This is a genomic window from Mycobacterium genavense ATCC 51234 (assembly GCF_000526915.1).
Taxonomy (GTDB): Bacteria; Actinomycetota; Actinomycetes; order Mycobacteriales; family Mycobacteriaceae; genus Mycobacterium; species Mycobacterium genavense.
The window spans coordinates 74,681-94,495 of the sequence record NZ_JAGZ01000012.1 but is presented as its reverse complement, the minus strand read 5'-3'; the positions used below and the strand labels follow the sequence as shown (position 1 = coordinate 94,495).

General features: G+C 67.0%; 15 protein-coding genes and 7 pseudogenes. 7 read left to right on the top strand and 15 right to left on the bottom strand.

The genetic code is table 11. The features are described 5' to 3' along the window. Positions 1 to 101: 101 nt before the first annotated feature. Positions 102 to 989: a methylmalonyl Co-A mutase-associated GTPase MeaB gene (meaB, locus tag T428_RS0121115; RefSeq protein WP_025738038.1), complete on the bottom strand. Its 888-nt coding sequence runs from the start codon at positions 987 to 989 to the stop codon at positions 102 to 104. Between the two features lie 7 nt (positions 990 to 996). Continuing rightward, complete coding sequence (locus tag T428_RS0121110) at positions 997 to 2,136, bottom strand: thiolase family protein (protein WP_025738037.1); 1,140 nt, start codon at positions 2,134 to 2,136, stop codon at positions 997 to 999. Between the two features lie 109 nt (positions 2,137 to 2,245). Here T428_RS0121110 and T428_RS0121105 point away from each other — a divergent pair, with 109 nt between their 5' ends. Continuing rightward, positions 2,246 to 3,115, top strand: coding sequence for a proline iminopeptidase-family hydrolase (locus tag T428_RS0121105; protein ID WP_036468600.1), 870 nt, complete (start codon positions 2,246 to 2,248; stop codon positions 3,113 to 3,115). Positions 3,116 to 3,257: 142 nt separating this feature from the next. Beyond that, entirely contained in the window at positions 3,258 to 3,500 is a 243-nt protein-coding gene (mbp1, locus tag T428_RS0121100) for a microaggregate-binding protein 1 (protein ID WP_025738035.1), read from the top strand. Positions 3,501 to 3,536: 36 nt separating this feature from the next. On the opposite strand, the gene T428_RS32340 is transcribed toward mbp1, so the two are convergent. The 4 genes and pseudogenes from T428_RS32340 to T428_RS29990 all read right to left on the bottom strand — a co-directional run bounded on the left by T428_RS32340 (position 3,537) and on the right by T428_RS29990 (position 7,683). Then, positions 3,537 to 4,304 (bottom strand): enoyl-CoA hydratase/isomerase family protein, encoded by a 768-nt coding sequence (locus T428_RS32340; RefSeq protein ID WP_084298823.1) that lies wholly within the window; start codon positions 4,302 to 4,304, stop codon positions 3,537 to 3,539. A 1-nt stretch (position 4,305) separates the two neighbouring features. Next, positions 4,306 to 5,426, bottom strand: a pseudogene (locus tag T428_RS30000) (acyl-CoA dehydrogenase family protein). Beyond that, positions 5,413 to 6,303 (bottom strand): annotated as a pseudogene (locus T428_RS29995) (acyl-CoA dehydrogenase family protein). Before T428_RS29995 ends, T428_RS30000 begins: the two co-directional pseudogenes overlap by 14 nt. Beyond that, a pseudogene (locus T428_RS29990) lies at positions 6,281 to 7,683 on the bottom strand (class I adenylate-forming enzyme family protein). The pseudogenes T428_RS29995 and T428_RS29990 overlap by 23 nt, the downstream one beginning before the upstream one ends. A gap of 99 nt (positions 7,684 to 7,782) precedes the next feature. Here T428_RS29990 and T428_RS29985 point away from each other — a divergent pair. The 3 genes and pseudogenes from T428_RS29985 to T428_RS0121070 all read left to right on the top strand — a co-directional run bounded on the left by T428_RS29985 (position 7,783) and on the right by T428_RS0121070 (position 9,825). After that, positions 7,783 to 8,197, top strand: a pseudogene (locus T428_RS29985) (2Fe-2S iron-sulfur cluster-binding protein). Positions 8,198 to 8,217: 20 nt separating this feature from the next. Further along, positions 8,218 to 8,532 (top strand): DUF4286 family protein, encoded by a 315-nt coding sequence (locus T428_RS0121075; protein ID WP_025738034.1) that lies wholly within the window; start codon positions 8,218 to 8,220, stop codon positions 8,530 to 8,532. A gap of 30 nt (positions 8,533 to 8,562) precedes the next feature. After that, positions 8,563 to 9,825: an amidohydrolase family protein gene (locus T428_RS0121070; protein WP_025738033.1), complete on the top strand. Its 1,263-nt coding sequence runs from the start codon at positions 8,563 to 8,565 to the stop codon at positions 9,823 to 9,825. Between the two features lie 80 nt (positions 9,826 to 9,905). Here T428_RS0121070 and T428_RS0121065 read toward each other — a convergent pair whose 3' ends face one another. Continuing rightward, positions 9,906 to 10,796 carry an SDR family oxidoreductase gene (locus T428_RS0121065; RefSeq protein ID WP_025738032.1) on the bottom strand — a complete coding sequence of 297 codons (891 nt, stop codon included), beginning with the start codon at positions 10,794 to 10,796 and terminating at the stop codon, positions 9,906 to 9,908. 151 nt (positions 10,797 to 10,947) lie between these two features. Here T428_RS0121065 and T428_RS29980 point away from each other — a divergent pair. After that, positions 10,948 to 11,849, top strand: a pseudogene (locus T428_RS29980) (LysR family transcriptional regulator). A gap of 67 nt (positions 11,850 to 11,916) precedes the next feature. Here T428_RS29980 and T428_RS0121055 read toward each other — a convergent pair. From T428_RS0121055 to T428_RS29975, 4 genes and pseudogenes are all read right to left on the bottom strand, one after another. Further along, positions 11,917 to 12,951 (bottom strand): CaiB/BaiF CoA transferase family protein, encoded by a 1,035-nt coding sequence (locus T428_RS0121055; RefSeq protein ID WP_025738031.1) that lies wholly within the window; start codon positions 12,949 to 12,951, stop codon positions 11,917 to 11,919. Continuing rightward, positions 12,948 to 13,904 carry an LLM class F420-dependent oxidoreductase gene (locus T428_RS0121050; protein ID WP_025738030.1) on the bottom strand — a complete coding sequence of 319 codons (957 nt, stop codon included), beginning with the start codon at positions 13,902 to 13,904 and terminating at the stop codon, positions 12,948 to 12,950. The genes T428_RS0121055 and T428_RS0121050 overlap by 4 nt, the downstream gene beginning before the upstream one ends. After that, entirely contained in the window at positions 13,889 to 14,329 is a 441-nt protein-coding gene (locus T428_RS0121045) for a cobalamin-dependent protein (RefSeq protein WP_025738029.1), read from the bottom strand. The genes T428_RS0121050 and T428_RS0121045 overlap by 16 nt, the downstream gene beginning before the upstream one ends. Continuing rightward, positions 14,330 to 15,908 (bottom strand): annotated as a pseudogene (locus T428_RS29975) (methylmalonyl-CoA mutase family protein). A 69-nt stretch (positions 15,909 to 15,977) separates the two neighbouring features. On the opposite strand from T428_RS29975, the pseudogene T428_RS29970 reads away from it, so the two are divergent. Continuing rightward, positions 15,978 to 16,758: pseudogene (locus T428_RS29970) on the top strand (SDR family oxidoreductase). Between the two features lie 4 nt (positions 16,759 to 16,762). Here T428_RS29970 and T428_RS0121030 read toward each other — a convergent pair. From T428_RS0121030 to T428_RS33745, 4 genes are all read right to left on the bottom strand, one after another. Beyond that, positions 16,763 to 17,575, bottom strand: a complete 813-nt coding sequence (locus T428_RS0121030; RefSeq protein WP_025738028.1) for a methyltransferase domain-containing protein — start codon at positions 17,573 to 17,575, stop codon at positions 16,763 to 16,765. A 62-nt stretch (positions 17,576 to 17,637) separates the two neighbouring features. Beyond that, positions 17,638 to 18,339 (bottom strand): M15 family metallopeptidase, encoded by a 702-nt coding sequence (locus T428_RS0121025; protein ID WP_025738027.1) that lies wholly within the window; start codon positions 18,337 to 18,339, stop codon positions 17,638 to 17,640. A 27-nt stretch (positions 18,340 to 18,366) separates the two neighbouring features. After that, positions 18,367 to 19,326, bottom strand: coding sequence for an FAD-binding oxidoreductase (locus tag T428_RS29965; RefSeq protein WP_211243989.1), 960 nt, complete (start codon positions 19,324 to 19,326; stop codon positions 18,367 to 18,369). Between the two features lie 32 nt (positions 19,327 to 19,358). Then, positions 19,359 to 19,739, bottom strand: a complete 381-nt coding sequence (locus T428_RS33745; protein WP_211243988.1) for an FAD-binding oxidoreductase — start codon at positions 19,737 to 19,739, stop codon at positions 19,359 to 19,361. Positions 19,740 to 19,815 lie beyond the last annotated feature (76 nt).

The window sequence follows — 19,815 nt, the reverse complement described above, 5'->3', positions numbered from 1 at the left end:
ATACACCAGTTAAGTTAGGCCGGTTTAGCGGGTCGAAACTCCGCCGATCGGGCCCGAAAACAGAGGAACGCCCTGTCCCCCGATCGGAGGACAGGCCAGGCTCAGTCCCGGTCCTGACCTGCGCGTCGCAGCAGTTGCGCGGCGGCCGAATAGGGATCGTCGTGTCCGTCGACCACCGCTTGGGCGAGCCCGTCGAGATCCGTCTGTGCCCGCAGCTGGCTTTGCGCCAGGGAAAGGATCTGGGCGCGGGCGCGCGCCACCCGACGCTCGCGGCTGTCCGCGCGGTGATGGTCGTCGATGGCGGTGACGAGGTCGGCAACGCCCTCGCCCCGGGCGGCGATGAGGCTGACGATCGGGGCCTTGGTCTCGGCGCGCAGATCTCGCACGGTCTGTTCGGCGCCCTCGCGGTCGGCCTTGTTGACCGCGACGATGTCGGCGACTTCGAGCACACCGGCCTTGGCGGCCTGGACGGCGTCGCCGGCCCCGGGGTTGAGGATGACAATGGTGGGGTCGGCGACGGCGGCGATCTCGATCTCCGACTGCCCCACCCCGACGGTTTCCAGCAGCACCACGTCGTAGCCGATCGCGCCCAGCAGGCGGATGGCCGCCGGAACCGCGGCCGCCAGGCCGCCGAGATGTCCACGACTTGCCACCGAGCGGATCAGCACGTCAGAGTCGTTGATATGCGCGGCCATTCGAATGCGATCGCCCAGTAGGGCGCCGCCGCTGAACGGCGACGACGGGTCCACGGCCAGCACGGCCACCCGGCAGCCGCGCTCGCGGTAGGCGCCGACGAGGGCCGCGACCGTCGTCGACTTACCGGCCCCGGGCGGACCGGTGATGCCGACGACGCGCACCGCCAGGGCGCTCGCCGGGCCGACGGCGGCCAGCACCTCGTCCCGCTGTTCGCCCTCGACCAAGCTAAGCAGCCGACCGGTCGCGCGCTGAGATCCGTTGCGCGCTCCGGTGATTAGCTCGGCGATGGTCATGGACACATTATGGAGCCGGTACCTCGATGACCGTCGCCGAACCCATGCCGCCGCCCGCGCACATGGCGGCCACACCGATTCCGCCACCGCGCCGGCGCAGTTCGTGCACCAGCGTGACGAGCATCCGGGCTCCGGTTGCCGCCACCGGATGCCCCAGCCCGCAGCCGCTGCCGCTGACGTTCACCTTGTCCGGGTCGAGCTCGAGCATCTTGATCGTCGCCACGCACATCGCCGCGAACACCTCGTTGATTTCGAACAGGTCCACATCAGAGATCGAAAGGCCACCGCGGGCAAGGGCTTTCGGGATGGCCTCGACGGGTGCCAGCCCCGTGAGCGCCGGGTCGACCCCGACCGATGCCCAGGACCGCACGGTGGCCAGCGCGGGTAACCCCAGCCGGTCGCTGGCGACGACCAACGCCGCGGCTCCGTCGTTGGCGCCGCATGCGTTGCCGGCCGTGATCGAAAAACCCTCGATCTCGGGATGCAGCGGCTTGAGCCCGGTCAGCTTTTCCATCGTGGTGTCGCGACGCGGGTGCTCGTCGACCGAGAACAGCCCGGGCGGCGTCTCGATCGGGACGATCTCCTCCTTGAAGCGGCCTTCGTCGACCGAGGCGATCGCGTTGCGGTGCGACCGCAACGCCCAGGCATCCATCTCCTCGCGGCTAACGCCCGCCTTGACCGCGGCGTTCCAGCCCACGGTGATCGACATGTCCATGTTCGGCGCGTCGGGCCGGTCCGGGTGCGTCGGCGGGAACCAGTCCACCCATTCGCCGTCCACCTGGATCCTGGAGCGCGGCGAGGTCGACGCCGCGTTCACACCGCCGGCGATGATCAGCTCGTCCATCCCGGCGCGCACGCTCGCCGCCGCGCTCTGCACCGCCGCCTGCCCGACCGCGCAATGCCGGTTGTTGGCCAGCCCGGGCACCTGCGACAGCCCGGCGGTGATGGCCGCGTGGCGGGCGACCACGCCCCCGCCGTACAGGCCCTCGCCCAGGATCACATCGTCGACCTGCGCCGGATCCAGATCCGTCGCCGCCTCCGCGACGACGTGGTGTGCGAGCTCGAACGCGGTGGTGGCGCGCAGCGTCCCCTTGCGGGCGGTGCCGATGGGGGTGCGCAGGGCGGACACGATGACAGCTTCAGGCACGGTTTCTCCGTTTCGGTAATGAGAACACTATTCTCTCATTTGGAGAGTCCAAGTTGCACCAACGACGTGTCGCTTGCACTTTCGCGGCAACAACGAAAGATGGGCAGCGATGACTCAGGCGGAGGGGACCATCGCGGTTCCGGGCGGAAATGTGTGGTTCAAGCGGGTCGGCGGAGGGCGGGGTCTTCCGCTGCTGGCCGTTCACGGCGGGCCCGGCGTACCGCACAACTATCTGCTTTCGCTGCAACGCCTGGCCGATGAACGCGAGGTCATCTTCTGGGATCAGCTTGGCTGCGGCAATTCCGCATGCCCGTCGGACCCCACCCTGTGGACGATGGAACGCTCGGTCGCCGAAATGGATGCTGTCATCGGCGCGCTCGGCCTAAACCGCTTCCACGTCTTCGGCAATTCATGGGGCGGCATGCTGGCGCAGCAGTACCTGCTCAACGTCGCGTCGCCGGCGGCCAGCCTGACGATCTCGAACAGCATCGCGTCCATTCCCGCGTTTTCGGAGATGGTAGCCCGGCGCAAGCGCGACCTGGACCCGGCTACGCAATCCGCCATCGACCGCCACGAAGCAGCCGGCACGACGCACTCGCCCGAATATCAGGATGCGATCCGCACCTGGAACCAGACTTATCTGTGCCGGCTACGACCGTGGCCACCGGAACTTTCCGAAGCGTTCATCCGCATGGGGGCCGAGGTCTACGAAACCGTGTTCGGGCCCGGCGACTTTCGCATCGTCGGCAACGTCAGCAACTGGGATGTCTTCGACCGGCTGACCGAGCTCGACCTGCCGACCCTCGTGGTCGCGGGAAGGTACGACGAATGCGACCACGAGCACATGTGGGCCATGCACCAGCGCATCAAGGACTCCCGCTTCGAGTTGTTCGAGTCGAGTTCACACATGCCGTTCATCGAAGAACCAGACCGGTTCGATCGGGTGATGCGGGACTTTTTGCGGCGACACGACCTTTGACACGGTTCGAAATCCGTTGCCGCTGATAGACGCCGAACGTGACCGACACCATACCCGCGACACGCGGGACGGCGTTGCCGCGTGGGCCTCTTCGGGTACGGATCACTACACCATTCAACTTCGCACGAAGGGGGCTCCCATTATGAGTGACCGCAACAATGGACTCGTGGAAGGCATCCGGGGCGTCATCGAGGAAACCATCGGAAAGACCAAGGAGATCGTGGGCATCCTGATCAGCCACGAAGGCCTGCGCAAGGAAGGCCGCGCCCAGCAGGACAAGGCCAAGGCGCAGCGCGACGTGGCCAAGAAAGAGGCCCAGGCCGAGGCCGCCCGCGGGGCGGAGAAGACGGCCGAAGCCCGCGAAAAGGCCGCGGCCAAGAATTAATTGCGCCCGCCGGAGAACTGAGCCGCCGCCTGCGGCTCAGTTCTCCGCGGCGTTGAACTTCGCGACGTTGGCCCGGAAGTCCTTGGTCATGAACGACTGGCTCTCGGCCGAGAGGGCGTAGTCCAGGCTGGCCAGCACCGCGCGCTCCAGATGGATTTTGAGCACCCGCTTGGTGCTCTCGACCGCCTGCTGCGGAAGCTCCAAGATCTTTTTGGCACAAGCGATTGCCTCCGCAACCGGGTCGGCGGCCACGTGATTGGCCAACCCGAGTTCGACGGCGCGCTGTGCCTTGATGCGCGTGCCGGTCAGCGCATACTCCTTGGCCAGCAGCAGGCTGATGTGCAGCGGCCAGGTCAGCGGCCCGCCGTCGGCGGCGACCAGACCCACCTGCACGTGCGGGTCGGCAAGGTAGGCGTCCTCGGCGATGTAGACCAGGTCACTCAGCGCGACCAGGCTGCAGCCCAGGCCGACGGCGGGCCCATTTACCGCCGCTATCACGGGAATTCGGCACCGCGCCATACCCAGGGCGATTTCGCGCCCGTCGCGGATGGTCTTGGCCCGCAGCTGGGCGTCGTTGGAGAGTTCTTCGAGGTACTTGAAATCACCGCCGGCGGAGAAGGCCCGGCCGGCGCCGGTGATCATCGCGGCCCGGGCGTCCGGGCCGTCGGTCAACCGCTGCCATATCCGGGCCAACCCGGAGTGCAGGTCGTCGTTGACCGAGTTCAGCGACTCGGGCCGGTTCAGCGTGATGATCCGCAGTGGACCGTCGGCGGGGACGTCGATTTCAGCAGGCATGTCGTACACGTCAGACTCCCAATCCCAAGATGCGCGAAGCGATGATGTTTTTCTGTATCTGTCGATGATGTTTTTCTGTATCTGTGATGTCCCGCCCATGACGCTTTGCGCGCGGCTGTACAGGTAGGCACTGAGCAGCTCCGGATCGCGGGTCCCGGCGACCGCCAGCGCGGCATGTCCCACGGATTGTTCGACCCAGGTCATCAACAACTTGTCCAACGAACCTTCCGACCCGTGCGACACCCCGTCCAACTGTTCGGACAACCGTCGGCGCACGTGATGCGTCAGCATGTCCGACTGAACCGCGGCCCAAGCCAGCTCCTCAGGAACCGGGCCTTGGCGATCATCCCAGTGCGCCAACAGTTGTCGGACAAGCTTGCCGTATCGCGCGGCGTAGCCCAGGGTGGAGGGCTTGCGTTCGTGTCCGACGACGGTCATCGCCACTGCCCAGCCGTCACCGGGCGCACCGACCATCCGGTCCGCCGGCACCATGGCACCGTCGAAGAACACCTGACCAAACTCGTTGGTGACGCCGTTCATCATTCGCAACGGACGTTGTTGCACGCCAGGCTGTTTCATTGCGATCACGAAAGCCGACAGGCCGCGGTGCCGCTTCGCGTCGGGATCGGTGCGGGCCAGCAGCAGGCACCAGTCGGCCACGTCGGAGTAGCTGGTCCAGATCTTGTGACCGTGGATGACGTAGTTGTCGCCGTCGCGGGTTGCGGTGGTGGTCAGCGACGCCAGATCCGAACCCGCGCCCGGCTCGCTGAAGCCCTGGCACCAGCGCTCGGTGCCGTCGATGATGCCGGGCAGGAAGCGCTTTCGCACCTCGTCGCTGGCGTATTCACCGATGCCGTACACCAGGTACCCGACGCTGGGTCGCGGCGGGGCGCCGGCGCGAACCAGCTCCTCGTCGACGATGACGTCGTACACCGGCGCCAAATCCTGCCCGCCTCAATCGCGCGGCCAGGACAGGCCGAAAAAGCCGTTCTCGTACAGGGCGCGATGCCAGTCGGCCATCCGCGCCCAGTACTCGTCGCCCGAGCCGGAGAACTCCTTGGCGTGCTCCGAAAGCCAGGTGCGTAGCCGCTGACGGAAGGCCGCCTCTTCGGGTGAGTCACGAAAGTCCAAGATCGATCTCCTTCAACGTGACAGGCCACAGCTCTGTCGATGTCAGGGCGCGACGCAGGTAGACATGCGCGATGCACTCCCAGGTGTTGCCGATGCCGCCGTGGACCTGGTCTCGCACACGGTTCTGGTGGCACGCGCGCAGTAGACCTTCGCGATCTGGGCCGCCTGGATGGCTTGTGCCGGCTCGAGTTCGTCGACTCCCCACGCGGCGTTTCGCAGCACGCTGACCGAACCCTCAATCAGGGCAAGGCTTTCGGTGAGCAGATGAGCGATGGCCTGATACGCGCCGATCTGTTTGCCGTACTGCTCGCGCATCTTCGCGTAGTCGCAGGCGACGGCCTGTGCGCCGCGGGCGATTCCGACCAGGTCCGCCGACGTGGCGACCAGCGCGAGCGCGTACCACCGCGTCGCCGTCCAGCTCGCCGAGAGTCTCGGTCGAGCCCGCCAATTCGGCGTCGGCTCTGGTCAAGTCGGCACCCGCACACACATCGCCGAGGTTCTTGGCCTGGACGGTATTGCCGGTCAGTGATAACGCTTTTCGGGCACCCCGCGCGTCGATCGCGCGATCGTCGACGGCCACCGTCGCCTCGGCGGCGTCGCCCCCGGCGCGGCGCGCCAGGTCGTCGGCCAGCACCGGGCCGAGGAACGGGGTGTCCACCAGCCGCCGACCGAATTCCTCGGCGACAATCGCTACTTCGACGCCGGAAGCACCGTCGGAGCGCAGTGATCGCCATCCCGTCGCCGCAATCTGCTTGTCCAGCCTGGCGATTCGGCTGTCGTCGGCGAGGTCGGCAACCACGGCCGGCCCGAGGTCATCGGCCAGCTTGGCGGCGGCATCACGCAACTGTTGCTGTTCAGCTGTCAGACGTACATCCATAGCGCTCCTTCAGCACTCGGCGCAGCACCTTGCCCGACGGCAGGCGAGGAATATCGGGCACGACCACGACCCGGCTCAGATGTTTGTAGGACGCCAGCTTCTCATCCACCCGGGCGGTGAGGTTGGCGGCGTCGACGGGTGCACGCGTGGCGACCGCGGCGACGACGGCCTCGCCGTTGACTCCGTCCGGAATGCCAAACACCGCACAGTCTTTGACTGCGGGGTGACCATGCAACACCGTCTCGATTTCGGCCGGTGCGACCTGAAATCCGCGTACCTTGATCATTTCTTTGAGCCGATCGGTGATTTGCAGCCACCGGTCGGCGTCGACCCAGCCGACGTCCCCGGTGCGATACCAGCCGTCGCACACCGCCTCGCCGGTCGCCGCGGCAGGCAGGTAACCGGCCATCAGCGAGGTCGACCTCGCCTGAATCTCACCGATTTCGCCGGCGCCGACCGGCTGGCCGGTTTCCAGCGAGACCACCCGCAGCTGCACTCCCGGCACCGGTTGGCCGACCGTGTCGAGCCGGGCACCCTCGAGCGGATTGCAGGCGATGACGGGCAGTTCCGTGGTGCCGTAGGCCGGAACCCATCCGATGCCGGTGCGCCGTGTCACGGTCTCGGCCACGATGGTGCTGGCCGGCGTGGCGCCCCACATGATGAAGCGCAGGGACGACAGATCGTACGACTCGAGCGCCGGGTGCGAAGCGATGGCCAAGGCGATCGGTGCGACCGCCATTTCAATTGTGATGCGGTCGGATTCGATGTGGTGCAGCATCGTGTCGATGTCGAAGCGGCGGTGCAGTCGCACCCGGGCGCCGCTACGCAGCGCGGTGACGATGTTGAGCAGACCCAGGATGTGCGACGGGGGCGTGGCGACCTGAATCCGGTCCCGGCGAGTCAGTTGCAGCGCGTCGCGCCAGTGCCGCACGGCGTCGAGCAAGCCTTGGTGGGTGTGCCGGACCGCCTTGGGTAAGCCGGTGGTACCCGAACTGAACACCAGCACCGCGTCGACGTGCGGCGGCCACGACAGCGACATCGGGTCCCCGGCGGCAACCGGTTCGTCCAGGTGCAGCATGGGCATCATCCCGGCCAGCACCGGGTGATCCCCCACCGCGTGGGTGGGGTCGGTCAACGCCAGCGCGTGGTCGACCTCGTCGTGCTTCCAGGCGGGGTCAACAACGCCGCCGTGGCGCCCAGCCGCCAGATCCCCAGCAGGGCGGCGACGAACTCCGGCCGATTCGAGGACATGACGGCAACCCGCTGGCCCGCGGTCACACCACTCTTGCCCAGGGCCGCGGCCAGACTGTTGGCCATCGTGTCGAGCTGAGGCAGGCTGAACTGCTGTTCCTCAAACACGAGCGCGGCCGGCTCGGTCACGTCCCGTCCTTCCCCGCAGGCCAGGCTGACCCGTCGGCGCAGTAGAGAAGATGCTATCGTCTAGTGAGAATAGCATTCTCTATACTGAAGAACGCAAGTATGGGCCGGGGGGCCAACGGCGAACCCGACGCGTTCCAGCGCGCGGCGCTCACCGCGACGATCGAGGAGACTCCAAGGGTGGCAGATCCCACATCACACGGTGCCGAGCCCGGCACGGTGACGATCTACCTGGAGCGCAAGAAGGCGACGGTGTCGCTGGTTCCCGGCGAGACGCTCCTGGAAAGCGCCCGCCGGGCGGGCCTGGATCCCCCGTTCAACTGCGAGGCCGGCAACTGCGGCACGTGCATGGCCCGCCTCGAGAGCGGGCACGCGACGATGCGGATCAACGACGCTCTCGACGACGACGAGGTCGACGAGGGCTACATTTTGAGACGACGACGAGGTCGACGAGGGCTACATTTTGACCTGCCAGGGCGTGCTCGATTCGGATTCGATCACGGTGCGCTACGAATAGTCACGAAAGAGGTGGCGTCAATGGCCAAGGGCATCATGCTCGTGGAGAGCCGGCCCAGTTCGCCCGAACGCGAACAGGAATACAACACCTGGTACGACGAAGTTCATTTGCCCGAGCTGCTGGCTCTGGACGGAATCGTCTCGGCGCGACGGCTGCGTCCGGTCAACGGTGAGGGTCCCTACGTCGCCATCTACGAGATCGAGGGCGACGATCTGCAAGCCGTCCTGGACAACATGATCGCCAATGCCGGCAATCTGACGATGTCGGATGCATTGCTGTTGGATCCCGCGCCGGTCCCCCGGCTGCTGGCAACGACGATCGAGTGCGGCGGCTAGCCGGCCGCCGTCTGGGAGAGGAATCCCTGAATGGATGTCGACGACCTGATCCTGGTGAGCATCGACGACCACGTCGTCGAGCCACCGGACATGTTCCTGCGCCATGTACCCGCCAAGTACAAGGCCGAGGCCCCGAGCGTGGTGGTCGACGACAAGGGCGTCGACCAGTGGATGTACCAGGGCCGGCCGCAGGGTGTGAGCGGGCTGAACGCCGTGGTGTCGTGGCCGGCCCAGGAATGGGGCCGCGACCCCGCCGGTTTCGCCGAGATGCGCCCCGGCGTCTACGACGTCCACGAGCGCGTTCGGGACATGAACCGCAACGGCATCCTCGCGTCGATGTGCTTCCCGACGTTCACCGGCTTCTCCGCGCGCCACCTCAACATGCACCGTGAGGAAGCGACGCTGGTGATGGTGTCGGCCTACAACGACTGGCACATCGACGAGTGGGCCGGCTCCTACCCGGGCCGTTTCATCCCCATCGCCATCCTGCCGACATGGAATCCGGAGGCGATGAGCGCCGAGATCCGCCGGGTCGCGGCCAAGGGCTGCCGGGCGGTGACGATGCCGGAATTGCCGCATCTGGAAGGCCTTCCGAGCTACCACGACGAGGACTACTGGGGTCCGGTGTTCCGCACGCTGTCCGAATGCAACGTGGTGATGTGTCTGCACATCGGCACCGGGTTCGGGGCGATCAGCATGGCTCCGAACGCGCCGATCGACAACATGATCATTCTGGCCACTCAGGTTTCGGCGATGTGCGCACAGGATCTGGTGTGGGGTCCGGCGATGCGCAACTATCCCGACCTGAAATTCGCCTTCTCCGAAGGTGGGATCGGTTGGATTCCTTTCTATTTGGACCGCAGCGACCGCCATTACACCAACCAGAAGTGGCTGCGCCGCGACTTCGGCTCTCAACTGCCCAGCGAGGTCTTCCGCGAGCACGCGCTGGCCTGCTACGTCACCGACAAGACGTCGTTGCGGTTGCGTCACGAGATCGGCATCGACATCATCGCCTGGGAGTGCGACTACCCGCATTCGGACTGCTTCTGGCCCGACGCGCCCGAGCACGTGCTGGCCGAGCTGAACGCCGCCGGCGCCGACGACTCCGACATCAACAAGATCACCTGGGCCAACGCCTGCCGGTTCTTCAGCTGGGACCCGTTCGCCCACACGCCCCGCGCTCAGGCGACCGTTAAGGCCCTGCGCGCCAAGGCGACTGACGTAGACGTGTCGATCCGGCCGCGCGCCGAGTGGGCGCGGCTCTACGAGGAGAAGCAGCTGGCCAGATCTTGACGTAGAGCGTCGACTGGTCAGGCGTGCACCCTAACCAGCGTCGGCGCCAACCGCTCGAGCTCGCTTATGCCATGGTTCGCTCACTGGCCGAAGTAATGGCCGGCGTCGAGATCCTCGAGCAGGCCGGCGCGCTCCGGATGCCAATCCAGCACCTTCTGCGTCAAGGCGCTGGACGTCGGGTTGTCCAGTGCCGCAAAGAGCGCGAGGAAGCCGAAATGACCGGCTTCTTCCGTAGGAATGCTGACCGTCGGGACGTTCAGGTGGCGCCCGATGACAGCGGCGATGTCACGGAACGGCACTCCCTCGTCGGCGACGCCGTGCAAACGCGTTCCCGCGGGCGCATTTTCGAGCGCCAACCGGTACAGGTGCGCGGCGTCGAGGGTGTGGACGCCGGGCCAGCGGTTGGCGCCGTCGGCGAGGTAAGCGGACTTCCCGTTGGCCCGGGCGGTGTTGATCAAGTGGTGAGCGAACCCGTGGTGATCGAGGTCGCTGTGCACCAGCGGTGACAGCCGGATCACCGACGATCGCACCCCGCGCTCGGCCAGTGCGATGACGGCGTTCTCCGAGTCGACTCGCGGTTCGCTGGGCAGCGTGTCCTGCTCGGTAGCGACGCTCTGGCCCACTAGCGCGAGCAGCAGCGTGCCCGACGTGCTGACAAACGGCCGGTCGGAACCGGCCAGCGCCTCCCCGATGGCTTGGACGGCGCGCAGGTCCGTCGTCGCAGCGCCGACGAAGTCGTCGAAGTCGTGTTTGAAGGCGAGGTGAATAACCCCGTCGGCCGCCGCGGCCGCCTCGCGCAAGCCGTCGAGATCGTCGAGGTCGCCCCGGTGCACCGCGGCACCCTTGGCCCTCAGTGCCGCGTCGGATGAGTCGGAGCGGGCCAGGCCGGTGACGTGGTGGCCGGCTTCCAGGAGTTCTTCGACGACGGCCGACCCGATGTGTCCGGACGCGCCGGTCACAAAGACACGCATGGATGTTTCCCTTCGATTGCCTCTCGTTCGTCACACCCAGTAGACGGCCAGCTCCCGGAACCTGTCCAAGACCTCTCCCAGATGACGCGATGCAATTTAGGTATCACCGCAGTTAGATAACCCTTTCGCGACGTCGGGATAGGATGACGCCATGACGGATAGGGCATTGCCGGAGGTGGATCTCGATCTGCGGCTGGTCGGATACTTCGTGGTGGTGGCCGAGCACCGGCATTTCGGTCGTGCCGCCGCCGCGCTGCGCATCGCGCAGCCGTCGTTGAGCCGCCAGATCCGCCGCCTCGAACAGCAGCTCGGTGTCCGCCTGTTGGACCGCACGCCCCAGGGCACCCGACTGACGAAGCCGGCGACGTGTTCCTGCCCCGGGCCAAGTCTCTGCTGCGCTCGGCCGCCCAGGCGACGGCGCAGGCGCGGGCGGCCGCGCAACCGCACCGCATCATCGTCGGGTACACGACGGGGATGATCGTCACCCCGGCGGTGCGCGAGCTGCGTCGTGAACATCCCGACGCCGATGTGCAAGTGACGCACCTGGATTGGAACCGCGCGCGCCAGGCACTGCTCGGCCATCACGTGGATGCGGTGGTCACCCGGCTGCTGTTTCCGACCGACGGGTTGCACGTGACGATCCTCTACGACGAGCCGCGGGTCCTGGCGGTGCCCGTCGATCACCGCCTGGCGGGCCGCAAGTCGGTTACCCTCGACGACATCGCCGACGAGCCCATGCCGCGGCTACGGCACTCCGATCCGGCGTGGAGTGCCTTCTGGCGCATCGATCCTCGGCCGAATGGACGCCGGGCACCCGACGGTCCGTTCATCGATGCGCTCGAGGACAAATTCGAGCTCATCGCCTCCGGGCAGGCGGTCGCCGTCATGGCCGGCTTTCACGGCAGCAGACTGCGACCCGACATCACGACTGTCCCCCTGGAAAACGTGGAGCCCAGCCATGTCGTGTTGGCGACCCGCGCCGGGGACCGCGGCCGACTGGTCGGGGCGTTCCGCAAGCTGGCCGAAGCCTACCTCACCGCGCCGTCGACGTGACGGCGAACGTCGACTTGTTGCGCGCGAAATTGCCCGAATTTACTCCCAACAACTCGACGCCGGGCGGCTAACTCAATTCCGGCGGCGGCCGATACTCGGGCTGATAGCCGGATACGTGAATCGGGCTGCCGACGAGGCGGAATTCCCCGGCGGTAGCAACCACTTCCGGCGTCGCCTCGAGCGCCTCGGGCAGGGTGCGCACCGCCGCCGCCGGAACGCCCAGCAGCCGCAGCCGTCGTTCCCAGCCGCTCGCGGAGTCGGTCGCCAGCATCGCCGTGACCACCGCCAGCACTTCGTCGCGGCGGGCGACTCGCTCGGCCCTCGTTGCGAAGCCCCCGATGCCCGCCTCGGCGGCAAACGACTTCCAGAAGCCGTCGTGGGTGATGAACAGCGCCAGATAACCCTCGGCAGTCGGAAAGAGCTGAGCCGGAACGTAATACGAGTGAGCCCCGTACGGCCGGCGCTGCGGCTCGACGCCGCTGTTGAGGTAGGCCGACGCGTGGTAGTTAAGCTGTGAGAGCATCACGTCGCGCAGCGACACATCCACTTGCCCGCCGGTTCCGGAGATGATCTTGGCCAAAAGTCCCAGCGCCGCAGTCATTCCGGTGGAATTATCGGCCGAGGAGTAACCGGGCAGCGTCGGCGGGCCGTCCGGGTCGCCGGTCAGCGCCGCGGTGCCGACGCCGGCCTGCACCACGTAATCGAAGGCCGGGTCGTCGCCGCCGTACAACCCGAAGCCGGTGATCGCCACGCAGACGATCTTCTCGTTGTGCCGCCGCAACTCGTCGTAGGTCAGACCCAGCCGGCGGATCGCCGACGGCTTCAGGTTCACCAGCAGCGCATGCGCCTGGCCGACCAATTCGCCCAAACGCTGTTGTCCTGCTTCGGAATTCAGGTCGAGGACGATGCTGGACTTGTTGCGATTGAGGCTGGCAAAGTAGGTGGCACCGACACTGCGGGAGATCTCGCCGCCGACGGGCTCGATCTTGATGACCTCGGCACCGAGATCGGCGAGCAGCATGGTGGCGTACGGGCCCGCCAGCATGGTGCCGACTTCCAGGATGCGTATCCCTGCCAGCGGTCCGGTGTTGTTGCCAGTCACCGCAATTCCGCTGCGAGGGATGCGATCACTTCACGGGTGCGGCGCTTGGAAGCGACCAACTCGTCCCGGTTGTCGCCGATCGGCAGCAGCCGCACCGACAGATCGGTCACACCGGCGTCGGCGAACCGGCGCATCCGGGCCAGGATGGCTTCCTCGTCGCCGGCCGCGCACAGATCGCCGACATCGCGCGCATCGCCGCGGTCGAGCAGTCGCTGGTAGTTGGGCGACACCTCGGCTTCGCCCAGGATGCGATTGGCCCGCTCCTTGGCCACCTCGACTTGTGAAGGCGCACGCAGGCACACCGGAATGCCCGCGATGATGCGCGGCGCCGGGCGACCGGCGTCGGCGGCGGCCTTGGTGATCTTCGGTGCGATGTGGTCACCGATCGCCCGCTCGTCGGCCATCCACAACACGGTGCCGTCGGCGAGCTCGCCGGCGATCTGCAGCATCACCGGCCCCAGCGCGGCGACCAGCACCGGCATCGGGGTATCGGCCCCGATCGCCATCGGGTTGTGCACCGTGAACGAGTCATTCTCGACGTCAACCGATCCCGGATCGGCGACCGCGGCATTGAGCACCTGCAGGTAGTCGCGGGTGTAGGCGGCCGGCTTCTCGTACGGCAAGCCCAGCATGTCCCGGATGATCCAGTGGTGCGACGGTCCGACACCGAGCGCCAGTCGTCCACCCGACACCGCGTGCGTCGAGAGCGCCTGACGGGCAAGGGCAATCGGGTGCTGCGCCTGCAGCGGCACCACCGCGGTACCCAGCTCGCTGCGCGAGCTGTGCGCGGCCATCAGCGACACCATGGTCAGGCAGTCGAAGTCGTTGGGTACCTGAGGCATCCATGCGGTGTTCAGACCCGCGGATTCGGCCCACTCGATATCGGAGGCCAGCCTGTCCACCTTGCGGGCCATGTCGCCACGCTCGGCGCCGATCATCACTCCGACGCGCACGGTTCCTCCATCGCGGGTTCCTTCGGTTCCGATTCCGCCGTGCCGGTGAGGGCGCGGATTTCGCGCACCAGGTGCTCCAGCGGTGTCCCGGTGGGGAATACCGCGGCAGCGCCGACGGAGAGCAGCTTGGGGACGTCGGCGTACGGGATGGTTCCCCCGACGACGACGGCGATGTCGGCGGCGTCAGCGGCGCGCAACGCTTCGACGGTGCGTGCGGTCAGCGCCAGATGCGCACCGGACAGGATGCTCAGGCCGACGATGGCGACGTCTTCCTGCACCGCGATCGACGCGATGTCTTCGATGCGTTGCCTGATGCCGGTGTAGATGACCTCGAATCCGGCATCACGCAACGTGCGGGCGGCGATCTTGGCGCCCCGGTCATGTCCGTCCAGACCGGGCTTGGCGACCAGAATCCGCACCGCCATCTAGAACACCACCGGTTGCTGAAATTCGCCCCACACCGCCTTGAGCGCGGAGACCATCTCCCCGACCGTGCAGTAGGCGTTGGCGCAGTCGATCAACTTGTGCATCAGGTTGTCGTCCCCCTCGGCGGCACGCGACAAGGCGGCCAGGCTGGATTGCACTGCGGCCGAATCTCTTTCTGCCTTGACCTTCGACAGCCGCTTGAGCTGCAGATCACGTCCTTCGGCGTCGAGCTCGTAGGTGACGACATCGTGTTCGGGCTCCTCGGTCACGAACCGGTTGACCCCGACGACGGGGCGGGTACCGGCCTCGATGTCGTGATGCAGGTTGAAGGCTTCGTCGGCGATCAGGCCCTGCAGGTATCCGTCCTCGATGGCCTGCACCATTCCGCCGTGCCGCTCGAGGTCGGACATGATCTCGATGATGCGCTCCTCGGTGGCATCGGTGAGCGCCTCGACGAAATACGAGCCGTCCAATGGGTCGGCGACGCTGGCGACGCCGGTTTCGTGCGCCAGGATCTGCTGGGTGCGCAGTGCCAGTGTCGTGGTTTCCTCGGTGGGCAGCGCGAACGGCTCGTCCCAGGCCGCGGTGAACATCGACTGGACACCGCCCAGCACCGCGGCCATCGCCTCGTAGGCGACCCGCACGATGTTGTTGTGGGCTTGCGGCGCGTACAGCGACGTGCCACCGCAGACGCAGCCAAACCGGAACATCGCCGCCTTGTCCGTTTTGGCGCCGTAGCGCTCCCGCACGATCGTGGCCCAACGGCGCCGTCCCGCACGGTATTTGGCGATCTCCTCGAAGAAGTCGCCGTGGGTATAGAAGAAGAAAGAGATCTGCGGTGCGAATTGGTCGATGGTCATGCGGCCCCGCTCGACCACGGGGTCGCAATAGGTGACGCCGTCGGCCAGGGTGAACGCCATCTCCTGCACCGCGTTGGCCCCGGCATCGCGGAAGTGCGCGCCGGCCACCGAAATCGCGTTGAACCTCGGGACCTCGGCCGCGCAGAACTCGATGGTGTCGGCGATCAACCGCAGCGACGGTTCCGGTGGCCAGATCCAGGTTCCGCGTGAGGCGTACTCCTTGAGGATGTCGTTCTGGATGGTCTTGGTGAGCTTCGCCCGCGGAATCCCCTTTTTCTCGGCGGCTGCGACGTAGGACGCCAGCAGGATCGCCGCCGTTCCGTTGATCGTCATGCTCGTGCTGAGCTGGTCCAGCGGGATGCCGTCGAACAGGATCTCGAAGTCGGCCAGGTCGATTGTCGGCGGCACCGACCCGGCCGACCTCCTCGCCGAACTCGGGGTCGTCGGAGTCGTACCCACACTGCGTGGGCAGGTCGAGGGCCACCGACAGCCCAGTGCCGCCCTACTCGAGCAGGTAGCGGTAGCGGCGGTTGGATTCCTCGGCGGTACCGAAGCCGGAGTACTGGCGGAAAGTCCACAACTTGCCGCGATAGCCGGACGCGAAGCTGCCCCGGGTGAAGGGGAACTCTCCGGGCGCCGGAGGTTCCGCACTTCTGTCCGCCGGCCCGTAGACGGGCCGCAGCGGGATGCCGGAGGGAGTGTGGGCCGTAGTATCCATCGATAAATAACGTACTTGCAAAAAAGAGAATGCCAATACCACACGCTGACCAGGGCAAAGGAGATGCCAGTGGCTGACCGGAAGCTCGCCGACCGCACCGTCGTGATCTCCGGCGGCAGCCGGAGCCGTGGTGCTGCTGGCCAAGACCGACATCCCGCATCCCCGCCTGCCCGGAACGGTGCACACCGCGGCCGCCGATGTCGAGGCCGCCGGCGGCAAGGCGCTGGCGGTCGTCGGCGACGTGCGCCGCGAAGAGGACGTGCAGCGCGCCGTCGACGCCGCGGTGCAGCGGTTCGGCGGCATCGACGTCTGCGTGAACAACGCCAGCGCCATCGCGGTGGAACCGACCGCGAGGCTGTCGGCCAAGAAGTACGACCTGATGCAGGAGATCAACTGCCGGGGCACGTTCCTGCTGACGAAGGCGTGCGTGCCGCATCTGCAAAAATCGGCCAACCCGCACGTGCTGACCATCTCACCGCCGGTGAACATGAACCTGCGTTGGCTGGGCGCCCATCCGGCTTACACGCTGTCCAAATACGGGATGACGCTGCTGTCGCTGGGCTGGTCGGCAGAATTCACCGGCGATGGGATCGGCGTGAATTGCCTTGGGCCGCAGACTTATATCGCCACCGCCGCGGTGGCGAACATGGCCGACGGTGAGAAGCTGGCCGAATCGTCGCGCAGCCCCGAGATCATGGCCGACGCGGCCGTCGAAATCGTCTCCCGCCCGGCTCGGGAAGCCACCGGCAATTGCTACATCGATTCCGAGGTGCTGCGATCGGCCGGGGTGACGGACCTGTCCCGGTACGGCGGCGGGGACAGTCCGATTCCAGATCTATTTCTGGACTGAATGTCTAAGCACGGCAAATAATTTCGCCGTGCGGTATGGCAAGCCAGCCGTCTTTCGCCGCGGCCCACTCCCGCCACGCCTGCGAGATCTCCTCGAGCTGCGCGGTGGTGGCGAGGCCATATCGCAGAATGTCGCGAGCGATGGCGGAGTGCAGGATCCGGTCGGCCCACATTCCGCCCCACCATTCGCGGGTCTCGGCAGTGGCATAGCACCACAGGCTTCCGGTGGGAGTGACGTCGTCGAAGCCCGCTTCCAGCGCCCACGACAGCAACCGCCGGCCGGCGTCGGGCTCACCGCCGTTGGCGCGGGCCGCCTGCTGGTAGATATCGCGCCAAAAGTCCAGTGCCGCAAGGCGTGGGAACCACACGAACCCCGCGTAGTCGGCATCGCGCGCCGCCACGATGCCGCCGGGCACACACACCCTGCGCATCTCGGCCAGCGCGCGTACCGGATCGCCGACGTGCTGCAGCACCTGGTGTGCGTGCACGACATCGAATGTGTCGTCTGCCATGTCGAGCCGCGCCACATCCGCGGTGGCGAACGAGACATTGGACAGGTTGCGCTGCTCGGCCTCGCCGCGGGCCACGTCGAGGACGTCGGCGGATTGATCGATGGCCGTGACGGGCCCGGGTGCCACGATGTCCGCGAGGTCCGCGGTGATCGTCCCGGGACCGCAGCCCACGTCGAGAAGCGACAGCCCCGGCTTCAGGTAAGGCAACAGGTAGCCCGCGGAGTCCTGCGCGGTGCGCCGCTGGTGACTGCGCAGCACCGACTCGTGATGGCCGTGCATGTAGCTGGCCCGGCGGTCGTCGTTCATGGCCCATAATCCTACCGACACGTTATCATATTATGAAACTGCTGTCTCACTATATGAGATAGCTAGTCGACCGGGACGTTGGGAGTCGGGAGGTGCACGCCGGCGCCGGGCCCGTCGAAATGCCACCACTCACCGGAGCAGGGGGACAGCCCGCCGTATTTCATCGCGTAGCGCAGCCGCGCCCGATTCGCCTGAGCCTCGGCACTGACCCCCTGCGTCGCGAATGCCGTTGCGCGCGGGGTGAAATCGTCGAAGTCGGTGCCCATGTCGGCCAGGCACAGCCCGCCGGCGCGACGTTGCGGCGGGCACTGCGGCTCCACACTGGTGAATGTCACGTCCACCGAACACCCCGATTCGTGGCTGGTCGCATACGGGCCCGGTCGCGCCACCCAGGCCGGGTTGGGGACCACCTTGAACATCTGGACCTGAACGTCGTGCGGGCGGTAGCAATCCCAGAACACCAGCAGATGCCCCTGCGGGCGAAGCGCCGACGCGGCAGTCGCGAGCCCTTGAGACATCGACTGGTGCACCAGGCAGCGGGCGTCGGCCGGATACAGCTGGGTGTGGGTGAAGTTGTTCGTGGTCGCATAGTGCAGGTCGACGATCGCGTCGGGGACGACGGTGCGCACGTCGACGAAACCGGCCGCGCGGGCCGCGTCGCTGACGGGCGGCACGTCGCGGCCCGCCCGCGCGGTGGCGGCTTGGGATACCGCGACCAGCGCGACGGCGACCGCCAGCAAGCGAACCGGGCGCGCACCACGCATCCAGCCATTGTTGCCGCTGGTGGTCGATCAGGCCGGTAAGGCAATGGCCGAAAACACGCCGTCGGGGTCGAACTGCTGCTTTGCCGCAGCCAGGCGCGCCGCGTTGCTGCCATATGCATGCGCGATCTGCTCGGGCGCGTCCGGGCCGAGCATGTTGGGGTAGCCACCGGGCAGGGCGTGCGGAGCCAATTCGGTATCGACGCGGTCCGCCCAATCGACGTGTGCGGCCGGGTCGTCGTCGGGTTCCCAGGTCGCCACGATCTCGATCATGCGGTGCGGCGAGCGCAGGCCGAACGCGGTACTCGAGAGCGGAACCCGCGTCGCGGCGCCGTGGAAGTGGTGCACGATAATGCTTGAATACCTTGATGTTTGACGCCAGCCCGCCCCGAACAGCACGGCGATGACTTCCGGTGTGAAGTGCCCGACGTTGCGAGTCCGCGCCGCGTAGTGGCGTCCCTCGACGACATACGAGTCGAACTGGCGTAGCAGGTCCACGTAACTGGTCGGCGCCACGCCCACCGTCAGCGGGGTGCTCAGGGACTGCAGCGGCTCGATGACACGCTCGCCGTCCGACGAATCACCACACCAGACCGGCGACACAAACACGGTGGGATTTCCGTCGGGCCCGGGCAGGATTCCGGTTTGCACGGTGAGCTCGTCCGGTGCGGCGGCGAGGATGCCGTCCAGCTGTGTCCACACCCGGACGGCGTCCGACCACGGGTATACGATGAGCCCCGCAACTACCTCCGGGACCGGGTGCAGTCGCAGACTCAGCGATGTGACCACCCCGAAATTGCCGCCGCCGCGCAACGCCCAATACAGCTCGGGTTCCTCCTGCTGCGTGGCGGTGACCGCGCGGCCGTCGGCAAGCACCACCTCGGCGCCGAGCAGATTGTCCAGCGCCAGGCCGTAGCGGCCCAGCAACGGCCGATAACCGCCACCCAGCGTCAACCCCGTCATGCCCACTGCGCCAACGGTTCCGGTCACGGCGGTCAGTCCGTGTGGGTGCGCCGCACCGCTCACGCCGCGCCGCTCACGCCGCCCGCGGTAACACCGCCCTGCACGGTCGCGACGCGGCTGTCCGGGTCGACGATGACGTGCGCCATCGCGGTCAGATTGATCACCAGACCGCCCTCCCGCAGCGCCCGACCCGCCCAGTCGTGGCCGCCGCCACGCACCGACAACGGCACGCCGTGCTGCCGCGCCGCGCGGACGGCGGTCTGTACCTCGGCCCGCGTCTGCGAACGCACGATCACCGCCGGCGCGTGATCGATGGCGCCGTTCCAGATTCGGCGGCTCTGGCCATAGGCCGTGCCGGTCAGCACCCGCCCGCCGGGGAGGCGCCGACGGAGCTCGTCGGCGAGCGCCGCCGCTGAAGTGGTCGAAGGGCGTGTCGACATGGCTGTTCCTTTGCGTGACCGGCCAGTGATTAGAGCATGCACCCTCGGCGACGACAACGGTTGGATCACTTATCGT